The 17,021-nt window shown below is 60.0% G+C and carries 15 protein-coding genes; 9 read left to right on the top strand and 6 right to left on the bottom strand.

Going from position 1 to position 17,021, the window contains the following annotated elements; translation table 11 throughout:
- Positions 1-17: 17 nt before the first annotated feature.
- The 3 genes from rsmG to C9E91_RS00065 are packed head-to-tail and all read left to right on the top strand — an operon-like array spanning position 18 to position 2,368.
- Positions 18-635 carry a 16S rRNA (guanine(527)-N(7))-methyltransferase RsmG gene (rsmG, locus tag C9E91_RS00075; protein WP_107106367.1) on the top strand — a complete coding sequence of 206 codons (618 nt, stop codon included), beginning with the start codon at positions 18-20 and terminating at the stop codon, positions 633-635.
- Positions 636-654: 19 nt separating this feature from the next.
- On the top strand, positions 655-1,452 hold the full coding sequence (locus C9E91_RS00070) for a ParA family protein (RefSeq protein ID WP_107106366.1): 798 nt from the start codon (positions 655-657) through the stop codon (positions 1,450-1,452).
- A 31-nt stretch (positions 1,453-1,483) separates the two neighbouring features.
- Positions 1,484-2,368 carry a ParB/RepB/Spo0J family partition protein gene (locus C9E91_RS00065; RefSeq protein ID WP_107106365.1) on the top strand — a complete coding sequence of 295 codons (885 nt, stop codon included), beginning with the start codon at positions 1,484-1,486 and terminating at the stop codon, positions 2,366-2,368.
- A gap of 14 nt (positions 2,369-2,382) precedes the next feature.
- Here C9E91_RS00065 and holA read toward each other — a convergent pair whose 3' ends face one another.
- From holA to leuS, 3 genes are read right to left on the bottom strand one after another with little or no spacing between them, the layout of a single operon-like run.
- Positions 2,383-3,420, bottom strand: coding sequence for a DNA polymerase III subunit delta (gene holA / locus C9E91_RS00060; protein WP_107106364.1), 1,038 nt, complete (start codon positions 3,418-3,420; stop codon positions 2,383-2,385).
- Positions 3,421-3,434: 14 nt separating this feature from the next.
- Positions 3,435-3,956, bottom strand: coding sequence for an LPS assembly lipoprotein LptE (gene lptE / locus C9E91_RS00055; RefSeq protein WP_107106363.1), 522 nt, complete (start codon positions 3,954-3,956; stop codon positions 3,435-3,437).
- Positions 3,946-6,576 carry a leucine--tRNA ligase gene (leuS, locus tag C9E91_RS00050; protein WP_107106362.1) on the bottom strand — a complete coding sequence of 877 codons (2,631 nt, stop codon included), beginning with the start codon at positions 6,574-6,576 and terminating at the stop codon, positions 3,946-3,948. The genes lptE and leuS overlap by 11 nt, the downstream gene beginning before the upstream one ends.
- Positions 6,577-6,776: 200 nt before the next feature.
- Here leuS and C9E91_RS00045 point away from each other — a divergent pair, with 200 nt between their 5' ends.
- Positions 6,777-7,436: a YggS family pyridoxal phosphate-dependent enzyme gene (locus C9E91_RS00045; protein ID WP_107106361.1), complete on the top strand. Its 660-nt coding sequence runs from the start codon at positions 6,777-6,779 to the stop codon at positions 7,434-7,436.
- Positions 7,437-7,495: 59 nt separating this feature from the next.
- On the opposite strand, the gene C9E91_RS00040 is transcribed toward C9E91_RS00045, so the two are convergent.
- Positions 7,496-8,203, bottom strand: coding sequence for a DUF1013 domain-containing protein (locus C9E91_RS00040; protein WP_028753780.1), 708 nt, complete (start codon positions 8,201-8,203; stop codon positions 7,496-7,498).
- 222 nt (positions 8,204-8,425) lie between these two features.
- Between C9E91_RS00040 and acs the strand changes: the two genes are divergently transcribed.
- On the top strand, positions 8,426-10,384 hold the full coding sequence (acs, locus tag C9E91_RS00035; protein WP_107106606.1) for an acetate--CoA ligase: 1,959 nt from the start codon (positions 8,426-8,428) through the stop codon (positions 10,382-10,384).
- A gap of 74 nt (positions 10,385-10,458) precedes the next feature.
- On the opposite strand, the gene C9E91_RS00030 is transcribed toward acs, so the two are convergent.
- Together C9E91_RS00030 and C9E91_RS00025 are read right to left on the bottom strand one after the other, a co-directional pair.
- Complete coding sequence (locus C9E91_RS00030) at positions 10,459-11,466, bottom strand: alpha/beta hydrolase family protein (RefSeq protein WP_107106360.1); 1,008 nt, start codon at positions 11,464-11,466, stop codon at positions 10,459-10,461.
- A gap of 73 nt (positions 11,467-11,539) precedes the next feature.
- Positions 11,540-11,758 carry a DUF1674 domain-containing protein gene (locus C9E91_RS00025; protein ID WP_107106359.1) on the bottom strand — a complete coding sequence of 73 codons (219 nt, stop codon included), beginning with the start codon at positions 11,756-11,758 and terminating at the stop codon, positions 11,540-11,542.
- Positions 11,759-11,866: 108 nt separating this feature from the next.
- Between C9E91_RS00025 and htpX the strand changes: the two genes are divergently transcribed.
- The 4 genes from htpX to purH all read left to right on the top strand — a co-directional run.
- A complete protein-coding gene (gene htpX / locus C9E91_RS00020; protein ID WP_107106358.1) occupies positions 11,867-12,853 on the top strand; it encodes a zinc metalloprotease HtpX in 987 nt (328 codons plus the stop codon).
- Positions 12,844-14,244: an RsmB/NOP family class I SAM-dependent RNA methyltransferase gene (locus C9E91_RS00015; protein WP_107106357.1), complete on the top strand. Its 1,401-nt coding sequence runs from the start codon at positions 12,844-12,846 to the stop codon at positions 14,242-14,244. Before htpX ends, C9E91_RS00015 begins: the two co-directional genes overlap by 10 nt.
- Before the next feature lie 150 nt (positions 14,245-14,394).
- A complete protein-coding gene (locus C9E91_RS00010) occupies positions 14,395-16,041 on the top strand; it encodes a heparinase II/III family protein (protein ID WP_107106356.1) in 1,647 nt (548 codons plus the stop codon).
- Between the two features lie 89 nt (positions 16,042-16,130).
- Positions 16,131-17,021 (top strand): bifunctional phosphoribosylaminoimidazolecarboxamide formyltransferase/IMP cyclohydrolase (gene purH, locus C9E91_RS00005; RefSeq protein WP_107106355.1); only part of this gene is annotated, 891 nt, incomplete at its 3' end.

Genomic DNA, 17,021 nt, shown 5'->3' with positions numbered 1-17,021 from the left:
GGTGTGAGAGTCCTGCCATGGAATTAAACGGTGTGCGTGTTTCACGTGAAACACAAGGACGTCTGCAGCACTTTGCTGAGCTCTTTCAGAAGTGGGCGAAGACTATCAATTTGGTTGCACCCTCTACTATCAACGACCTCTGGCAAAGACATATCGCCGATAGCGCCCAGATCTTTCAACTTCATCCGAAGCCAGCTCGATGGGTTGACCTCGGAAGCGGCGGCGGGTTTCCCGGTATCATCACCGCGATTCTCCTTGCGGAACAGGCGGATGGGCATGTCGATCTGGTGGAGAGCAATCAGAAAAAGGCTGCGTTTTTGCGAGTCTGCCTCAGGGAATGTGAGGCCCGCGGCGCTGTCCATGCCGTCCGCATTGAAGAGGCGGTGAAGGTCATTCCCTACTGCGACGTGATTTCAGCAAGAGCGCTCGCCGAGCTGGATGTGCTGCTGGACTACGCAGCACCGTGGGCGGAGCGCAATGAAAATATCCGGTTGCTGCTGCATAAAGGCCGGGATTACGAGCGCGAGGTCGAGAAAGCCCGTGGTCGGTGGGAATTTGGTCTGGTAAAACACAACAGTGTTGTCGAGCGAGATTCTGTTGTTTTGGAGTTAAATCGCCCTCGACGTCGAATTTAACCATAATGGATATGCGGCAATGATCGGCGAGCGAAACCGGATTATTACTATCGCAAATCAAAAGGGCGGTGTCGGCAAGACAACCACTGCGATCAACCTGGCCACGGCGTTGGCTGCGATCGGCGAACGTGTTCTGATCGTCGATCTCGATCCGCAAGGCAACGCCAGCACCGGCTTAGGCATTGAGCGGCGGGATCGAAAAGTATCCTCCTATGATCTTCTGGTCGGGACCCATACGATTCTCGATACGGTCCAAGAAACGGCGGTTCCGAATCTCTACATCGTTCCCTCGACGATGGATTTGCTCGGCATCGAGATGGAAATCGCCCAGCAGGCCGACCGCGTCTTCCGGCTACGCCGCGCTCTGAATGGTGCAGGCGCTACAGCCTTCTCCTATATCCTGGTCGATTGCCCTCCCTCGTTCAATCTGCTCACCATGAACGCCATGGCGGCAGCCCATTCGGTTCTGGTGCCGCTGCAGTGCGAGTTTTTTGCCCTGGAGGGTCTGAGCCAGTTGCTAGAGACCGTCGATCAGGTGCGGCGCACCGTCAATCCTCTGCTCGATATCCAGGGGATTGTCTTGACCATGTTTGATTCCCGCAACAACCTTGCACAGCAGGTCGTCAACGACGTGCGGACGCATTTGGGTGAGAAGGTCTACCACACGTTGATCCCGCGCAATGTTCGCGTGTCTGAAGCGCCGTCTTATGGCAAACCTGCAATCCTTTACGATCTGAAATGCGCCGGCAGCCAAGCCTATCTGCAACTGGCGTCGGAAGTGATCCAGCGGGAGCGGCAGCGCAAGGCGGCGGCTTGATTCACTATTTGTTCTGGAGTGAGTAATTGCGATGAATGATGATCTTTCGAAACGGCGCCTTGGCCGCGGTTTGGCCGCCCTCATCGGAGAGATGGACCAGCCGACACCGGTGGATGCCGGCAGGCCAAGCGTCAATCCGGATCGCATGGTGCCGATCGAATTCATCAGTCGCAACCCGAAGAACCCCCGTCGCTATTTCGACGAAACCGAGCTGCACGATCTTGCCAGCTCTATCCGACAGCACGGCATCGTTCAGCCGGTGGTCGTGCGTACGGTTTCGACCGATCGCTATGAAATCATAGCCGGAGAAAGGCGCTGGCGCGCCGCGCAACTGGCCGGTCTGATCGAAATTCCGGTGATCGTGCGCGATGTCGATGATAAAACCGCTCTGGAAATCGCCATTGTCGAAAACGTTCAGCGTGCGGACCTCAATCCTCTGGAAGAAGCGCTTGGCTACGAACAGTTGATTGCAGAACATGGTTATACGCAAAACGATCTTGGCGAGATCATCGGCAAAAGCCGCAGCCATGTCGCCAATTCGCTGCGCCTGCTAAAGCTGCCGGAACCGGTTCGCGACATGCTTGCCGGCGGCAGCCTTTCGGCCGGTCATGCGCGTGCCCTGGTTTCCACCTCCGATCCGGCCGCACTTGCCCGGACGATCGTTTCCAAGGGCATGTCGGTGCGGGATGCCGAGCGCCTGGCGCAGAATGATATCAAGGCGCAAAACGATCCCCGGCCCGCGGGCGCCCGCAAGGACGAGAAGGATTCCGATACGCTGGCGTTGGAAAGAACATTGTCCGACACGCTGGGCCTGGATGTCTCGATCAACCATCGTGGCAGGGGCGGTCAGGTCAAGATCTCCTACAAGACCCTGGAGCAGCTTGAAGAGATTTGCCGGTTGCTGGAGCGGCGTTGATCTGTTGGCGTGAGTCAGCCCTTGCGGGCCGATTGTAGCGTGGTCGCCAGCAGCGTCTGTGTGGCGATCGTGTCTTCCAGACTGGCGCGCTGCCGCGTTTGAAGAATGGCAGCCTGCAATCGGTTCATTTCCCGCGCAATTGCCGGGGCCGTCCAGCTTTTCAGAGCCTGCTCGATGATCGGTTTGCGTCGAAAATGCAGATGCCGGCCGAGAGTCTGCATGACCTGTGCCGGCGGCACGCGCTTCTCGTCCATTTCGGTGCGCATGACGTCCAATAGCTGAAATTGTCTGAGGCAGCCCTGCAAGACCAGAAACATCGGTGTCTTGGAGGATGCGATCTTTTGCATGGCATGCAGAAAGGCTTCGGAATCGCCCTTGAGAATGGCGTCCACGGCGTCGTCCGCCGAAATGGCGCTGGCATCGCCGATAATATCGGTGACATGGTCCTCTTCGATCGTCCCCTGCCCCCGGCAATAAAGCGCCAGTTTGCGGACCTCATTGCGCGAAGCGATACGATCGCCGCCTAGAAACTCCAATAGGACCTGCCGCGCCGCCGGTGTAATGCGCAGATTTTCATTGGCGAGTTCGGTATCAATGAGAGCATTCAGTGCGCGAATATCATCGGGATAGCAAGGGATAGTTGCGACAGCTTTGGAGCTTTCAGCTACCTTACGAAGGCCGGAGCCCTTTTTCAGATCGCCGGCTTCTACGATGACAAAACTGGCATCCGGCGGATTGTCGGCAATGATCTGTAGCGATTCGACAAGAGCCTTTTCATTGGCCGCACCGCGGATCCACACCAGCTTTTCGCCGCCGAACAGGCCAATAGCGTTGACTTCGTCGAGCAAGCGGCCGGGATCGTTCTGAAGATCGCCTACATCGAGTTTGATCAGGGAAAAAGGGTCGTTCAAATCGACGCCGATCTTGCCGGCGATCTGTCCTGCCCGCTCGGACACAAGGCCGCGGTCAGGACCATAGATGACAAAAAGGCGGTAATTGCGCGCGGCGTTTTGAAGAAATCCGTCAAACTCGTGAGATTTGATTTCCGCCATGCCGCGCGCTCATATCAGCGGCTAAGCGCGGCAGCGATGTCGGCGCCCACCAGTTCGGCGACTTCGCGCGCGGCGCGGTCTTCCGAATCGCGGATGGCGCGCGCCTTGGCAAATTCCTGGGTCGGGAAGTCCACCAGAGACGTGACCGAACGGCTGCCGGATTTCAGAACCTTGCCATCGGTAACATTCTTCAGCGTGAAGGATGCTGTCACGGTCGTGCGGCCTGCGGCGGAGGTGTCAGAGGACGGCAGGTAGAGAACGCCGCCCGTGCCGGAGCTGACGCTCAGATCGACGGTGTATTTCGGGGTTTTCGTTTCGCCGGCGCCACGGCCGGCGATGAAGATCAATTGATTGCGAACCTGCTGACCCACGCGCGTGCCGGCGTCGGAAAAAGCAACGTCAGCGAGCTTCTGGGTGACGCCGGTGCTTTCCGCGTAAAGCGGCCGGACCTGGCAGGAAGACAAAAGACCGGCAACGGCAACCAGAGACGCAACGCCTGCAGCGCGAGCGAGCTTGAAAAGATTATCAGACGACAATGTTCACGATCCTCTGTGGAACGACAATGATCTTCTTTGGCGCCTGACCATTCAATGCGCTTCCGACGGCATCCAGGGCGAGTACAGCCTCTTGCACGGCATTCTGATCTGCATCGCGCGCAATTGTCAATTCGGCGCGCTTCTTGCCGTTGATCTGCACCGGATACACGATCTCATTCTCGATGACGAGCACTTCGTCGTAGCTCGGCCAAGCGCTCATGGCGACCAGATGCATGTTGCCAAGTGCTGTCGAGCATTCCTCGGCCAGATGCGGCGTGATCGGTGCGACCAATGCGATGAGGATCTCAACCGCTTCACGGACTGCGGAACGATAGCTGGCATCCGTGTCGCCGGCGGCAACCTTGGCCAGAGGCGCAGCCAGTGCATTGACGAATTCATAGATGCGCGCGACGGCCTTGTTGAAGGCGAGTTTGTCGTAATCGCCCTGAACCGCCTTCAGCGTCCGGTGCGCGACCTGTGAAATCGCCAGCGCTTCGCCTTCCTTAGCCGGAGTCGCATCAACGGCTTTCAATGCCTCTGCCGCTTCAGACACCAGGCGCCACATGCGCTGCGTGAAACGATGCGCGCCTTCAACGCCCGCTTCCGACCAGATCACGTCACGATCGGGCGGCGAATCGGACAGCACGAAGAAACGAGCCGTATCGGCGCCGTAGGAAGCGATGATATCATCGGGGTCGACGACGTTCTTCTTCGACTTCGACATCTTCTCGATGGCGCCGATGGCAATCTCTTCGCCGGTCGACAGCAAAGTCGCGCGACGATGACCGTCGGTTTCCTCGATGCGGATGTCGGCCGGCGACACCCATTCACGCGTCAGCCCGTTGCCGCGGCTATAGGTCTCGTGAACCACCATGCCCTGCGTGAACAGGCCCTTGAAGGGTTCCTTCGCCTCGACATGGCCGGTTTCGCGCATGGCACGGGTGAAGAAGCGGGAATAGAGCAGATGCAGGATCGCATGCTCGATGCCGCCGATATATTGATCGACGGGCAGCCAGCGATCGGCCGCGGCCTTGTCGGTCGGTTCGTTTTCCCACGGTGCAGTGAAGCGGGTGTAATACCAGCTCGAATCGACAAAGGTATCCATGGTGTCGGTTTCGCGGCGGGCATCCTTGCCGCAATGCGGGCAGGCGACATGCCGCCACGTCGGATGGCGGTCGAGCGGATTACCCGGCTGATCGAAGGTGACATCATCCGGCAGCTTGACGGGCAGATCCTGCTTCGGCACCGGCAGCACGCCGCAGTCGTCGCAATGGATCACCGGGATCGGGCAGCCCCAATAGCGCTGGCGCGAAATGCCCCAGTCGCGCAGGCGGAAATTCACCTTGCGTTCGGCCTGCGGCGCATTGCCAAGGTTTGTCGCCGACAATTTCGTTGCCACCGTCTCAAAAGCTTCCTCAATGCTCATGCCGTCGAGGAACCGGGAATTGATCATGACGCCGTCGCTGTCATAGGCGACATCGCCGATGGCGAAGCTGGCTGCGTCACCATCCCTGGGCATGACGACTGGCACGACGGGCAGGCTGTATTTGCGGGCGAAATCCAGGTCGCGCTGGTCGCCGGAGGGGCAGCCGAAGATGGCGCCCGTGCCGTAATCCATCAGGACGAAATTGGCGATATAGACCGGCAGCTCCCAGGACGGGTCGAGCGGATGGCGGACGCGGATACCCGTATCCATGCCCTTCTTCTCGGCAGTCTCAAGTGCTGCAAGCGAGGTGCCGGCGCGGCGGCATTCTTCGCAGAAGGCATCGATAGCCGGATTCACGGCCGCCGCTTCCTTCGCCAGCGGGTGGTCGGCCGAAATCGCCAGGAAGGAGGCGCCGAAGAGCGTATCCGGACGAGTCGTATAGACGGTGATTTCACGGTCCGCGTTCGGCGAGGTCTCCGGCACGATCTCCCAGCGGATCGTCAGGCCTTCGGAACGACCGATCCAGTTCTTCTGCATCAGCCGCACTTTTTCCGGCCAGTGGTCGAGCGTATCCAGCGCGTCCAGCAGTTCCTGGCTGAATTCGGTGATCTTGAAGAACCATTGCGTCAGCTCGCGCTGTTCGACCAGTGCACCGGAGCGCCAGCCGCGACCGTCGATGACCTGCTCGTTGGCAAGCACGGTGTTGTCGACCGGGTCCCAGTTGACCTTGGACTTCTTGCGGTAGACCAGGCCCTTCTCCATCATGTCGATGAAGAGCATCTGCTGGCGATGGTAGTAGTCGACATCGCAAGTGGCGAATTCGCGGCTCCAGTCCAGCGACAGGCCCATGGCCTTCAACTGCTCCTTCATCGAGGCGATGTTCTGGTAGGTCCATTCCTTTGGATGCACCCTGTTGTCGCGGGCAGCGTTTTCTGCCGGCATGCCGAAGGCGTCCCAGCCCATGGGATGCAGGACATTATAGCCGCGGGCGCGCTTGTAGCGGGCGACGACGTCGCCCATGGCATAGTTGCGCACATGGCCCATATGGATGCGGCCCGACGGATAGGGAAACATCTCGAGGACGTAATATTTCTCGCGCGGATCGGCGTTGTCGGTGAGGAAGACGTTTTCCTCGTTCCATTTCTGCTGCCAGCGAGGCTCGGCATCGCGCGGATTATAACGTTCGGTAGCCATCTGATCTTGTATTCCGGAAAATCATGGGGAGTTGGCCGTGACCTTCATCACGAAACCAACCAAGCGTCAAGTTTAGTGGGTGCGGCAAGTGCCTTATCTTGCAAAGCAAAGCCGGATTCGACGGCATCGGCCCTTGGCAAAGGCCGGTTGCCTCATTACTGCAAAGTGTCAGGAACAGTCGCAAATATCGAGGCGAAAAGATGGAACTTCAAGAGCGATTGAACGCGGTTCGTGCCCATATCTCGGCGGCGGAGCGTCAGGCCGGCCGGCCGGCGGGCGCCGTGCAGCTCGTCGCCGTTTCCAAGACCTTCGATGCGGAAGCGATCCGCCCCGCGATTTTGGCCGGCCAGCGAGTGTTTGGCGAAAACCGCGTGCAGGAAAGCCAGGGCAAGTGGCCGGAGCTCAAGGCCGAAACACCGGGAATCGAGCTGCACCTGATCGGGCCGCTGCAATCGAACAAGGCGGCGGATGCCGTGGCGTTGTTCGACGTTATCGAAACTGTCGATCGGGAAAAGATCGCCCGCGCCTTGGCTGATGAGATGAAACGCCAGGGCAAGATGCTGAGGCTCTATGTGCAGGTCAATACCGGCCTGGAGCCGCAGAAGGCGGGAATCGCGCCTGACGATACGGTCACCTTCGTCGACTTCTGCCGGAAGGAGCTTGGACTTTCGATCGAGGGGCTGATGTGCATTCCGCCAGCGGATGAGAATCCTGGGCCGCACTTCGCGTTGCTCGCCAAGCTCGCAGCCAAGGCCGGTATTGAAAAACTCTCCATGGGCATGTCGAGCGACTATGAGATCGCCGTGGCTTTTGGCGCTACCAGCGTTCGCGTTGGCTCGGCAATTTTCGGCGCGCGGTGAAGGCCAAAAAATAAGCCCCGGCTTTCACCGGGGCTTCGAATCACGGAATCGGTCGTGTCTTAGTAGCGGTCGTCGTCGTCATCGTCCGGCGTCGTGGACTTCAGCGACTTCAGCTTGGCGAAGACGGCGTCGGCGTCGATTTCCTTTTCCTTCTCGTCATCGCGATCATAGCTGAAGCCGAGCTTCTCGGTTTCCTGTGCCGGCTGCAGCGTCGCGCCGAGTTCGGCGGCGGTCGGCAGCGGACGGCCCTTGGAGGCCTTTTCGACTTCCATGTCGAGGTCGATCTGGCTGCAGAGGCCGAGGGTCACCGGATCCATCGGCGTCAGGTTCGTTGAGTTCCAGTGCGTGCGGTCGCGAATCTGCTCGATGGTGGATTTGGTGGTGCCGACGAGGCGGGAAATCTGCGCGTCCTTCAGTTCCGGATGGTTGCGGACCAACCAGAGAATGGCGTTCGGACGATCCTGGCGCTTGGAGACCGGCGTATAGCGCGGGCCACGACGCTTGGATTCCGGCACGCGAACCTTCGGTTCGGAAATCTTCAGCTTGTGGTTCGGATTGGCTTCGGCGCGTGCGATTTCATCGCGGGAGAGCTGGCCGGTAGCAATCGGGTCGAGGCCCTTGATGCCCTGAGCGGCTTCGCCATCGGCAATTGCCTTGACTTCGAGCGGATGCAGCTTGCAGAACTGTGCAATCTGATCGAACGACAAGGCCGTATTGTCGACAAGCCAGATGGCTGTTGCCTTCGGCATGAGCAATTGTTGAGCCATGGATATAGTCCTTCTGTCAGTCCGCGCCGGTGTCGCGGTCCGGGGTGTAACACCACATTGTCCGGGAAATATGGCCCTATATAACCGCAGTGTTGCGGAATTGCAATTCTTTGCGGATGAAATGCGCTTTGTCTAATTGCTGTCGTAACTTGAGCTGCTATTGATTGCGTGGAATGAGCACCCATGATCTCGATGGCGGGTGCCAAGGTTGAGGAGGAAACCATGTCGGAAAAGATTCATCCGGTCACCAAGCCGGTTCAAGCGCGCGCTTTGATTGATGCCGCGAAATATCAGAAATGGTATAGGCAGAGCGTCGAGGATCCCGACTATTTCTGGGGCAAACACGGCCAGCGGATCGACTGGTTCAAGCCCTACACTAAGGTCAAGAACACGTCCTTCAGAGGGAAAGTCTCGATCAAATGGTTCGAAGACGGGCTGACCAACGTTTCCTACAACTGCATAGACCGTCACCTGAAGAAGCATGGCGAAGACGTGGCCTTCATCTGGGAAGGCGACAATCCCTATATCGACAAGAAGGTCACCTATAACGAGCTCTACGAGCATGTCTGCCGGCTGGCGAATGTCCTGAAGAAGCAAGGCGTCAAGAAGGGCGATCGCGTCACCATCTATATGCCGATGATCCCCGAGGCTGCCTATGCGATGCTCGCCTGCGCCCGCATCGGCGCGGTGCATTCCGTCGTCTTCGGCGGTTTCTCGCCCGAGGCGCTGGCCGGCCGCATCATCGATTGCCAGTCGACCTTCGTCATTACCTGCGACGAGGGCCTGCGCGGCGGCAAGCCGGTGCCGCTCAAGGACAATACCGATACGGCGATCCATATTGCCGGCCGGCATTATGTCACCGTGGAAAAGGTCCTGGTCGTGCGCCGCACCGGCGGCAAGACCGGCTGGGCACCGGGCCGTGACCTCTGGTATCACGAGGAAACCGCCAAGGTGAAACCGGATTGCCCGCCTGCGAAGATGAAGGCGGAGGACCCGTTGTTCATCCTCTATACCTCCGGTTCGACCGGCAAGCCGAAGGGCGTGCTGCACACGACGGGCGGCTATCTCGTCTATGCGGCGATGACGCATGAATATGTCTTCGACTATCACCCCGGCGATATCTACTGGTGCACAGCCGATGTCGGCTGGGTGACCGGCCATTCCTATATCGTCTACGGGCCGCTGGCGAACGGCGCGACCTCGCTGATGTTCGAAGGTGTGCCGAATTTCCCGGATCAAGGCCGCTTCTGGGAGGTCATCGACAAGCACAAGGTCAATATCTTCTATACGGCGCCGACGGCGATCCGCTCGCTGATGGGCGCCGGCGATCACTTCGTCAAGCGCTCGTCGCGCTCCAGCCTGCGCCTACTCGGCACGGTCGGCGAGCCGATCAATCCGGAAGTCTGGGAGTGGTACTACAACGTTGTCGGCGACGGTCGCTGCCCGATCGTCGATACCTGGTGGCAGACGGAGACCGGCGGCCACATGATTACGCCACTGCCGGGCGCCACCGATCTGAAGCCGGGTTCGGCGACCCTACCTTTCTTCGGCATCCAGCCGGAACTGGTGGACAGTGAGGGCAACCTGCTGGAAGGGGCGGCCGACGGCAATCTCGTCATCGCCGATAGCTGGCCTGGACAGATGCGGACGGTCTATGGCGACCACGAACGGTTCATCCAGACCTATTTCTCCACCTATAAAGGCAAATATTTCACCGGCGACGGCTGCCGGCGCGATGCGGACGGCTATTACTGGATCACCGGCCGCGTCGACGACGTGCTCAATGTCTCCGGCCACCGTCTTGGCACGGCCGAAGTCGAATCGGCGCTCGTCTCGCACCAGCATGTCTCGGAAGCCGCCGTTGTCGGCTATCCGCATTCGATCAAGGGTCAGGGCATCTATTGCTATGTGACGCTGATGGCGGGCCAGGAAGGTTCGGATACGTTGCGGCAGGAGCTGGTCAAGCACGTTCGCGCGCAAATCGGCCCGATCGCCTCGCCCGACAAGATCCAGTTCGCCCCCGGCCTGCCGAAAACCCGCTCCGGCAAGATCATGCGCCGCATCCTGCGCAAGATCGCCGAAGACGATTTTGGCGCGCTCGGCGATACGTCGACGCTGGCCGATCCGGCTGTTGTCGATGATCTGATCGCCAACCGGCAGAACAGGGCTGATGCGGCTTGATGCCAGGCTATCTCGCTCCTTTTGCGGGGGTGAGATGGCGATTTCTTAGGATTAGGCGAGCGTTTCTCCCTCGCCTAATCCTCACTTCGCCCAGAAGCGTTGAAAAAGGCGACCGCCGCGCGGGCAATCCGATCGTGCACGCTCTTTCGCTCCAGGCCAATTGCGTCTCGAAAGATGTCTGGGTCCGCTTCAATGCCTTGAGGCGTGGGTTCCGGCAAGAAGGTGTAGTGGCCTACTCCTCCCTCCATGATATCCAGGCAGCTCGACCGCATCTTGTTGTGAAGCCAAGAACAGCATTCGGCGGCTGGCGCGATGGTGTCCGCGTCGCCTCCGATGATGTGAACCGGTGTCTTTATCTGCTCGAGGCTTTCTTCGGCAAAGCCAAGGACCGAACGACCCGGCGCGATCGCTAAGGCAGCTTTGAATCTATCATCCTTGAAGCTGTTCCTTCGCCGGCTCCATGATTCCAGAAAAATTCTGTTCTGAAGCAGCGAGGGAATATGATCGGCGAGATCCGGGAACTCTCTCGGACCTCGTATGGGGCTCTTTTGAGGGTTATCCGGCTCGAACTGTGAGTAGGCAATCCGCGCACCTAAGACCAGCATGGCGGTGTGGGCGCCAGCAGAGAAGCCCGCGACATAGGCACGGCTCTCGAATGTCCCGCCTAGAGCCTCTTTACAATCATTGGCATCGAGCAAGGCGCTCAAGTCGGTTGCCCGCTCCCAAAGGCACAGGAAGCCTTCAGGCCTGCAGGGCTCGCTGCCGGTATGGCCATGATGGTTGACGCCCAGGGCTACAAAGCCGGATTGCGCCAAATAATGGCCGAGCCATTCCAATCCGGTGGCGACGCCACCCGAGCCATGGGATAAGAGCACCACAGGTCGCGGATTGGGAGATAGTTTGATCGGCGCGTCGAACGCAATGGCCTGGCGTTTAAACCAGGAAGGCGCGGACGGCGGAATCTCGATCGCTTCATCGATCGCAGGATACCAGGCGGACCAAGCGAGCGGGCGCGGACCGGTGCTGTCCCAGTTCGTTCGATTTGCATCGAAAGACAGACCCTGACGAAAGCCTACGGGCATTGCTTTCCCTTACGGCGGCACCCCGATTGTTGGCGCGAGGGCAGTTCGTGAAGAATGGCCTTTAGAGCCGCTCTCAAAAATCGATTGCGCGCCCATTGATCTCCCAATCGCCGAATCGCGAGGGCTCGGCGCCGCCGCGGCCGCCGGTTTCGGGGGGAAGATCGGATTGCGTTTGGGCGTTACGGCGCTCCTCGGCTTCCGCGAGCGCTCGTTTGGCGGCTGGCGAGAGCGGTTTGCAAGGCGCCGCATGGGTGTCGACGTCGTTTTTATTATCGTTATCTGCAGTCTGCATGGTGTGAAGCGGCCCGGAACCGTTGAAATAGGCGGGTGAATAGCCAAATCATAGTGCGTCCGGCCGCAAAGAGAAAGGTTCGGACTGACGATGTGATGGAGACATCAGATGAACCTTATGCGCACAGCCATGCTGCTTGCCTTCATGACCGCCCTGTTCATGGGCGTCGGCTATTTGATCGGCGGCCAAGCCGGCATGATGATTGCGCTCGTCGCCGCTGCGGGCATGAATTTCTTTTCCTATTGGAATTCCGATCGCATGGTGCTTTCCACCTACAACGCCCAGGAAGTGGACGAGCGCAGCGCGCCGGAATTCTATCGCATCATCCGCGACCTCGCGCGCAATGCAGGCCTGCCAATGCCGAAAGTCTATCTCTATGACAGCCCGCAACCGAACGCCTTTGCCACCGGCCGCAATCCCGAAAATGCCGCCGTCGCCGCCTCGACAGGTCTGCTCAATGCGCTAACACCGGAGGAAGTCGCCGGCGTCATGGCGCATGAGCTGGCGCATGTGCAGAACCGCGATACGCTGACGATGACGATCACGGCGACGCTGGCCGGCGCCATTTCCATGCTCGGCAATTTCGCCTTCTTCTTCGGCGGGCGCCGCGACAACAACAATCCCCTTGGCATGATCGGCGTGCTGGTGGCGATGATCGTCGCTCCGCTAGCCGCCATGCTGGTGCAGATGGCGATCAGCCGCACGCGCGAATATTCGGCCGACCGCCGCGGTGCGGAAATCTGCGGCAATCCTCTTTGGCTCGCCTCGGCGCTCGGTAAGATCGCCCGTGGAGCGGAGCATATCCCCAATGAAGAGGCCGAAGGGCATCCGGCGACGGCGCATATGTTCATCATCAATCCACTCTCCGGTGCGCGCATGGACAATCTGTTCTCCACGCACCCGGATACGGAAAACCGCATCGCGGCGCTGCATAAGATGGCGCGCTACGGCGGTGGTGGCGGCCCTGCTGCCGACATGCAGCCCGGCTTTGGCTCGACGGGACCGATCTTGACTGCTAATCCGGAGCGCAAATCGCGCTCCGTGCCGAATACGGGTCGCGGTGGTTCGCAACCGCCGAAGGGACCCTGGTCTTGAATACCAACAATAAGAAGCCTTTCAACAAAGACAGAAGTCAATCCGGCAATCGCCCGCCGCATGATTCGGGTCCCGCCAAGCCGGGATTTGCGGCGCGCGCCGCCGCAACAAAGATCCTGGCCGCGGTCATCGATCGCAGAACGCCGCTCGATGGCATGCTGGATGCCGAAGGCGGCAATCCCGCCTATAAGGCGCTTGGTGAGAGCGACCGGGCACTGGTGCGTGCCATTCTGAATTCGGCGCTACGGCATTTGCCGCGCATCGACGCGGCGATTGCTTCACTGCTGGATTCGCCACTGCCGGAAGGCGCCCGCGCCCTGCATCATGTGTTGGTGGTCGGGGCCGCGCAGATGCTCTATCTCGACGTGCCGGATCATTCCGCTGTCGATATCGCCGTCGAGCAGGCCAACCAGGATCCGCGCAATCGCCGTTTTGCCAAGCTGGTTAACGCCATTCTCAGGCGAATCGGGCGGGAGAAGCAGGAGATTCTGACCCGGGTTGCCAATGTGCCCGCCATGCCGGCCTGGTTCCTGACGCGTCTCGAAGCTGCCTATGGCGCTGAAGCCGCGTCCAGGATTTCGGATACGCAACTGGAGCCGGCGGCGATCGACGTCACGGTGAAATCCGATGCCGAAGGCTGGGCGAAGCGCTTGAATGGCGTCGTTCTGCCGACCGGTGGCGTGCGGCTCGCCGCCTTCGAAGGCTCCATTCCCTCGCTCGACGGATTTTCAGAAGGCGAATGGTGGGTCCAGGATGCCGCCGCCAGCATTCCGGCAAAATTGTTCGGTTCGCTTGCCGGCCGCAACGTCGTGGATCTCTGTGCCGCGCCGGGCGGCAAGACGGCGCAGCTCATCCTCGCCGGCGGCAAGGTGACCGCACTCGACCAATCCGCCAATCGCCTCAAGCGACTTTCCGCCAATCTGGCACGGCTTGGGCTGGAGGCGGAAACCATCGTCGCCGACATGGCCAAGTTTCAGCCCGACGATCTCTTCGAGGCGGCTCTTCTTGATGCCCCCTGCTCTTCCACAGGGACGACGCGCCGTCATCCGGATGTGCTTTGGACCAAGCGGCCGGAGGATATCGCCAAGCTTGCCGGCCTGCAGGAGCGCTTGCTTCGTCACGCGCTGACCCTGGTCAAGCCTGGCGGGCTTGTGGTCTTCTCCAACTGTTCGCTCGATCCGGAAGAGGGCGAGGATCTTGTTGCCCGCGTTCTAGCTGAGACGGACACGGTTGAGCGTGTGCCGATCAAGCCCGAGGATTGGCCCGGTCTCGAAGCCGCGATCTCGCCTCTCGGCGCTTTCCGCACTACGCCCGACATGCTGCCGCTTGCCGGCGGTTTTGCTTCCGGACTGGATGGGTTCTTCGCCGTGGTGCTACGGCGCACGCGATAGTGGCGAGCTTTGAACGCTTACGCTCGAGCTGATCAAAAGTAGGGCACAATGTCCTTATTTGGCATATTCCTAACCTCTTCTTAACCACCGAGATAGAGAGTAAGCATAAGCAAATATGCAGTTTTCCGGCAGGGTTCGGTGAGTTTACACATGCGGGAAGCATGGCGGCGAATGTCGCGCCGCGCGGCGTTGACGCGATTGCGTCTCACCCGCCACACGATGCGTGTGCCGGAACGATTGATCGTGGCCCCGACGGACCTGCGCAGCATCGATCCTTTTTTCGTCGAAGAGCTTTTGAACGGCCGGATTCTGTTGGCCGGCCGGGTGCTGGAGACGGAGGGGAAATCGCCCTTCGCCCTGGAGCTGCCGTCGCAGGCCTTTGCCGCGCGCCTGCACAGCTTCCGCTGGCTGCGGCATTTGCGGGCGGAGAAAAGCGATCAGGCCTCGGCCCTGGCGCGCGCCATCCTCAATGACTGGATGGCCGTGCACGGCCGTCGGCTGCATGGGATAGCCTGGTCGCCCGATATTGCGGCACAGCGGTTGATCGCCTGGTTGTCGCATTCGCCCGTGGTCCTGCAGGGCACCGATGGCGGCTTTTATCGCCGTTTCATGCGCATGCTGGTCTTCCATGTCCGTTATCTCCGCCGCGTGGCAGCAACGACGCGTGACGGCGAGACACGGTTTCGGGTGCGGATCGCGCTTGCCATGTCCTCGGTCGCCATGCCGAATGGCGCCTCGACGCTGAAGCGCGCCGGCCAGGCACTCGACCGCGAAATCGACCGGCAGATCCTTCAAGATGGCGGGCATATCTCGCGCAATCCGCGCGTGGCGCTGGAGCTGCTGCTCGATCTGTTGCCGTTGCGCCAGACCTACGTCAATCTCGGCCATGATGCGCCGCCGCGGCTGATCCCCGGCATCGACCGCATGTATCCCGCCCTGCGTTTCTTCCGGCATCAGGATGGCGATCTCGCGCTGTTCAATGGCGCGACGTCGACGCTTGCCAACGAGCTGATGTCCGTCCTGCGCTATGACGAAACCGCCGGCCAGGTGTTCAAGGCGCTACCGCATACGAAATACCATCGGCTGGCAGCCGGACAGGCCGTGGTCATCATCGATACCGGGGCGCCCGCTTCTGCGGATCTCAGCCGCACGGCGCATGCGGGCTGCCTGTCCTTCGAAATGTCTTCCGGCAAATACCGCTTCATCGTCAATTCCGGCTCGCCGAATTTTGCCGGTGACCGCTATCTTCAGGCAGCGCGCGCCACGGCGGCGCATTCGACGGTGACGCTCGACGATACCTCGTCGAGCCTGTTTTCCAAGTCGAAATCTCTCGGTCCCGTTATGGTCAGCGGGGTGAAGAAGGTCATCGTCGACCGCGCCGAGACGGAAGATGGCCGTGACTATGTCCGGGCGGTGCATGACGGCTATCTCTCGACCTTCGGTTATGCCCATGAGCGCGAGCTGAGCCTGAATGCCAGCGGCACTATTCTTGCCGGTCGTGACCGCTTTTTCGTGCCGGAGGGCAAGAAATCGCTGCTGAAGAGCGACGGTCTGGCCTCTGCCCGCTTCCACGTTCATCCCTCCATCAGTTTGCTGCAGACCGAAACCGATGCGGCGTTGCTGATTGCACCTGACGGCGAGACCTGGGTATTCTCCTCACCGGGCAACGAGGTGTTGGTGGCGGAGGATATCTTTTTTGCCGACGCTTCCGGCATGCGCTCCTCCGACCAGCTCGAGATCGTTTTCCCGATCGCCGAAAAGCCGGAAATCCGCTGGTTTTTATCCCATCGGCCATAGGCTAAGTGCTTAAGCTGTGTTAACGGGGCGGGCATATTGTCCCGCGCCGTTCTTGCCGGACATCTCCTCACGCTAGACTGGAGAAAGCCATGGCCGTCGTTTCCAAAAAAATCCCAGCCCCCGACAAAGTGAAGGTAAAGACCGCGCTTCTGTCCGTCTCGGACAAGACCGGCATTGTCGAGCTTGCCCGGGCACTCAGCGAAAAGGGTGTGCGCCTGCTGTCGACCGGCGGCACGCACAAGACGATCGCGGCCGCCGGCCTTGCCGTCACCGATGTGTCGGAAGTGACGAATTTTCCGGAGATCATGGACGGCCGCGTCAAGACGCTGCATCCGAAGGTGCATGGCGGTCTGCTTGCCATTCGCGATGACGCCGAGCACCAGGCGGCGATGAAGGAGCACGGCATCGAGGGCATCGACCTCGCCGTCATCAATCTCTATCCCTTCGAAGATGTCCGCAAGGCCGGCGGCGATTATCCGACGACTGTCGAGAATATCGACATCGGCGGTCCCGCCATGATCCGCGCTTCGGCCAAGAACCATGCCTATGTGACGATCCTCACAGATCCGGCCGACTATCCGGAGCTGCTGGAGCAGCTTTCGGCCGATGCCGGTCAGACGGCCTATGCCTTCCGTCAGCGCATGGCCGCCAAGGCTTTCGCCCGCACCGCTGCCTATGACGCGATGATCTCCAACTGGTTTGCCGAAGCTCTCGATATCGCCACGCCGCGCCACCGCGTCATCGGCGGCATATTGCGCGAGGAGATGCGTTACGGCGAAAACCCGCATCAGAAGGCGGCGTTCTACGTCACCGGCGAGAACCGTCCCGGCGTTTCAACGGCGGCGCTGCTCCAGGGCAAGCAGCTTTCCTATAACAACATCAACGATACGGACGCCGCTTATGAACTCGTTGCCGAGTTCCTGCCGGAAAATGGTCCGGCCTGCGCGATCATCAAGCATGCCAATCCCTGCGGCGTTGCC

The sequence above is a fragment of the Rhizobium sp. SEMIA4064 genome, assembly GCF_003025035.1.
Lineage (GTDB): Bacteria > Pseudomonadota > Alphaproteobacteria > Rhizobiales > Rhizobiaceae > Rhizobium > Rhizobium paranaense.
The sequence above is the reverse complement of the archived record's forward strand: the minus strand, read 5'-3'. Positions and strand labels throughout refer to the sequence as shown.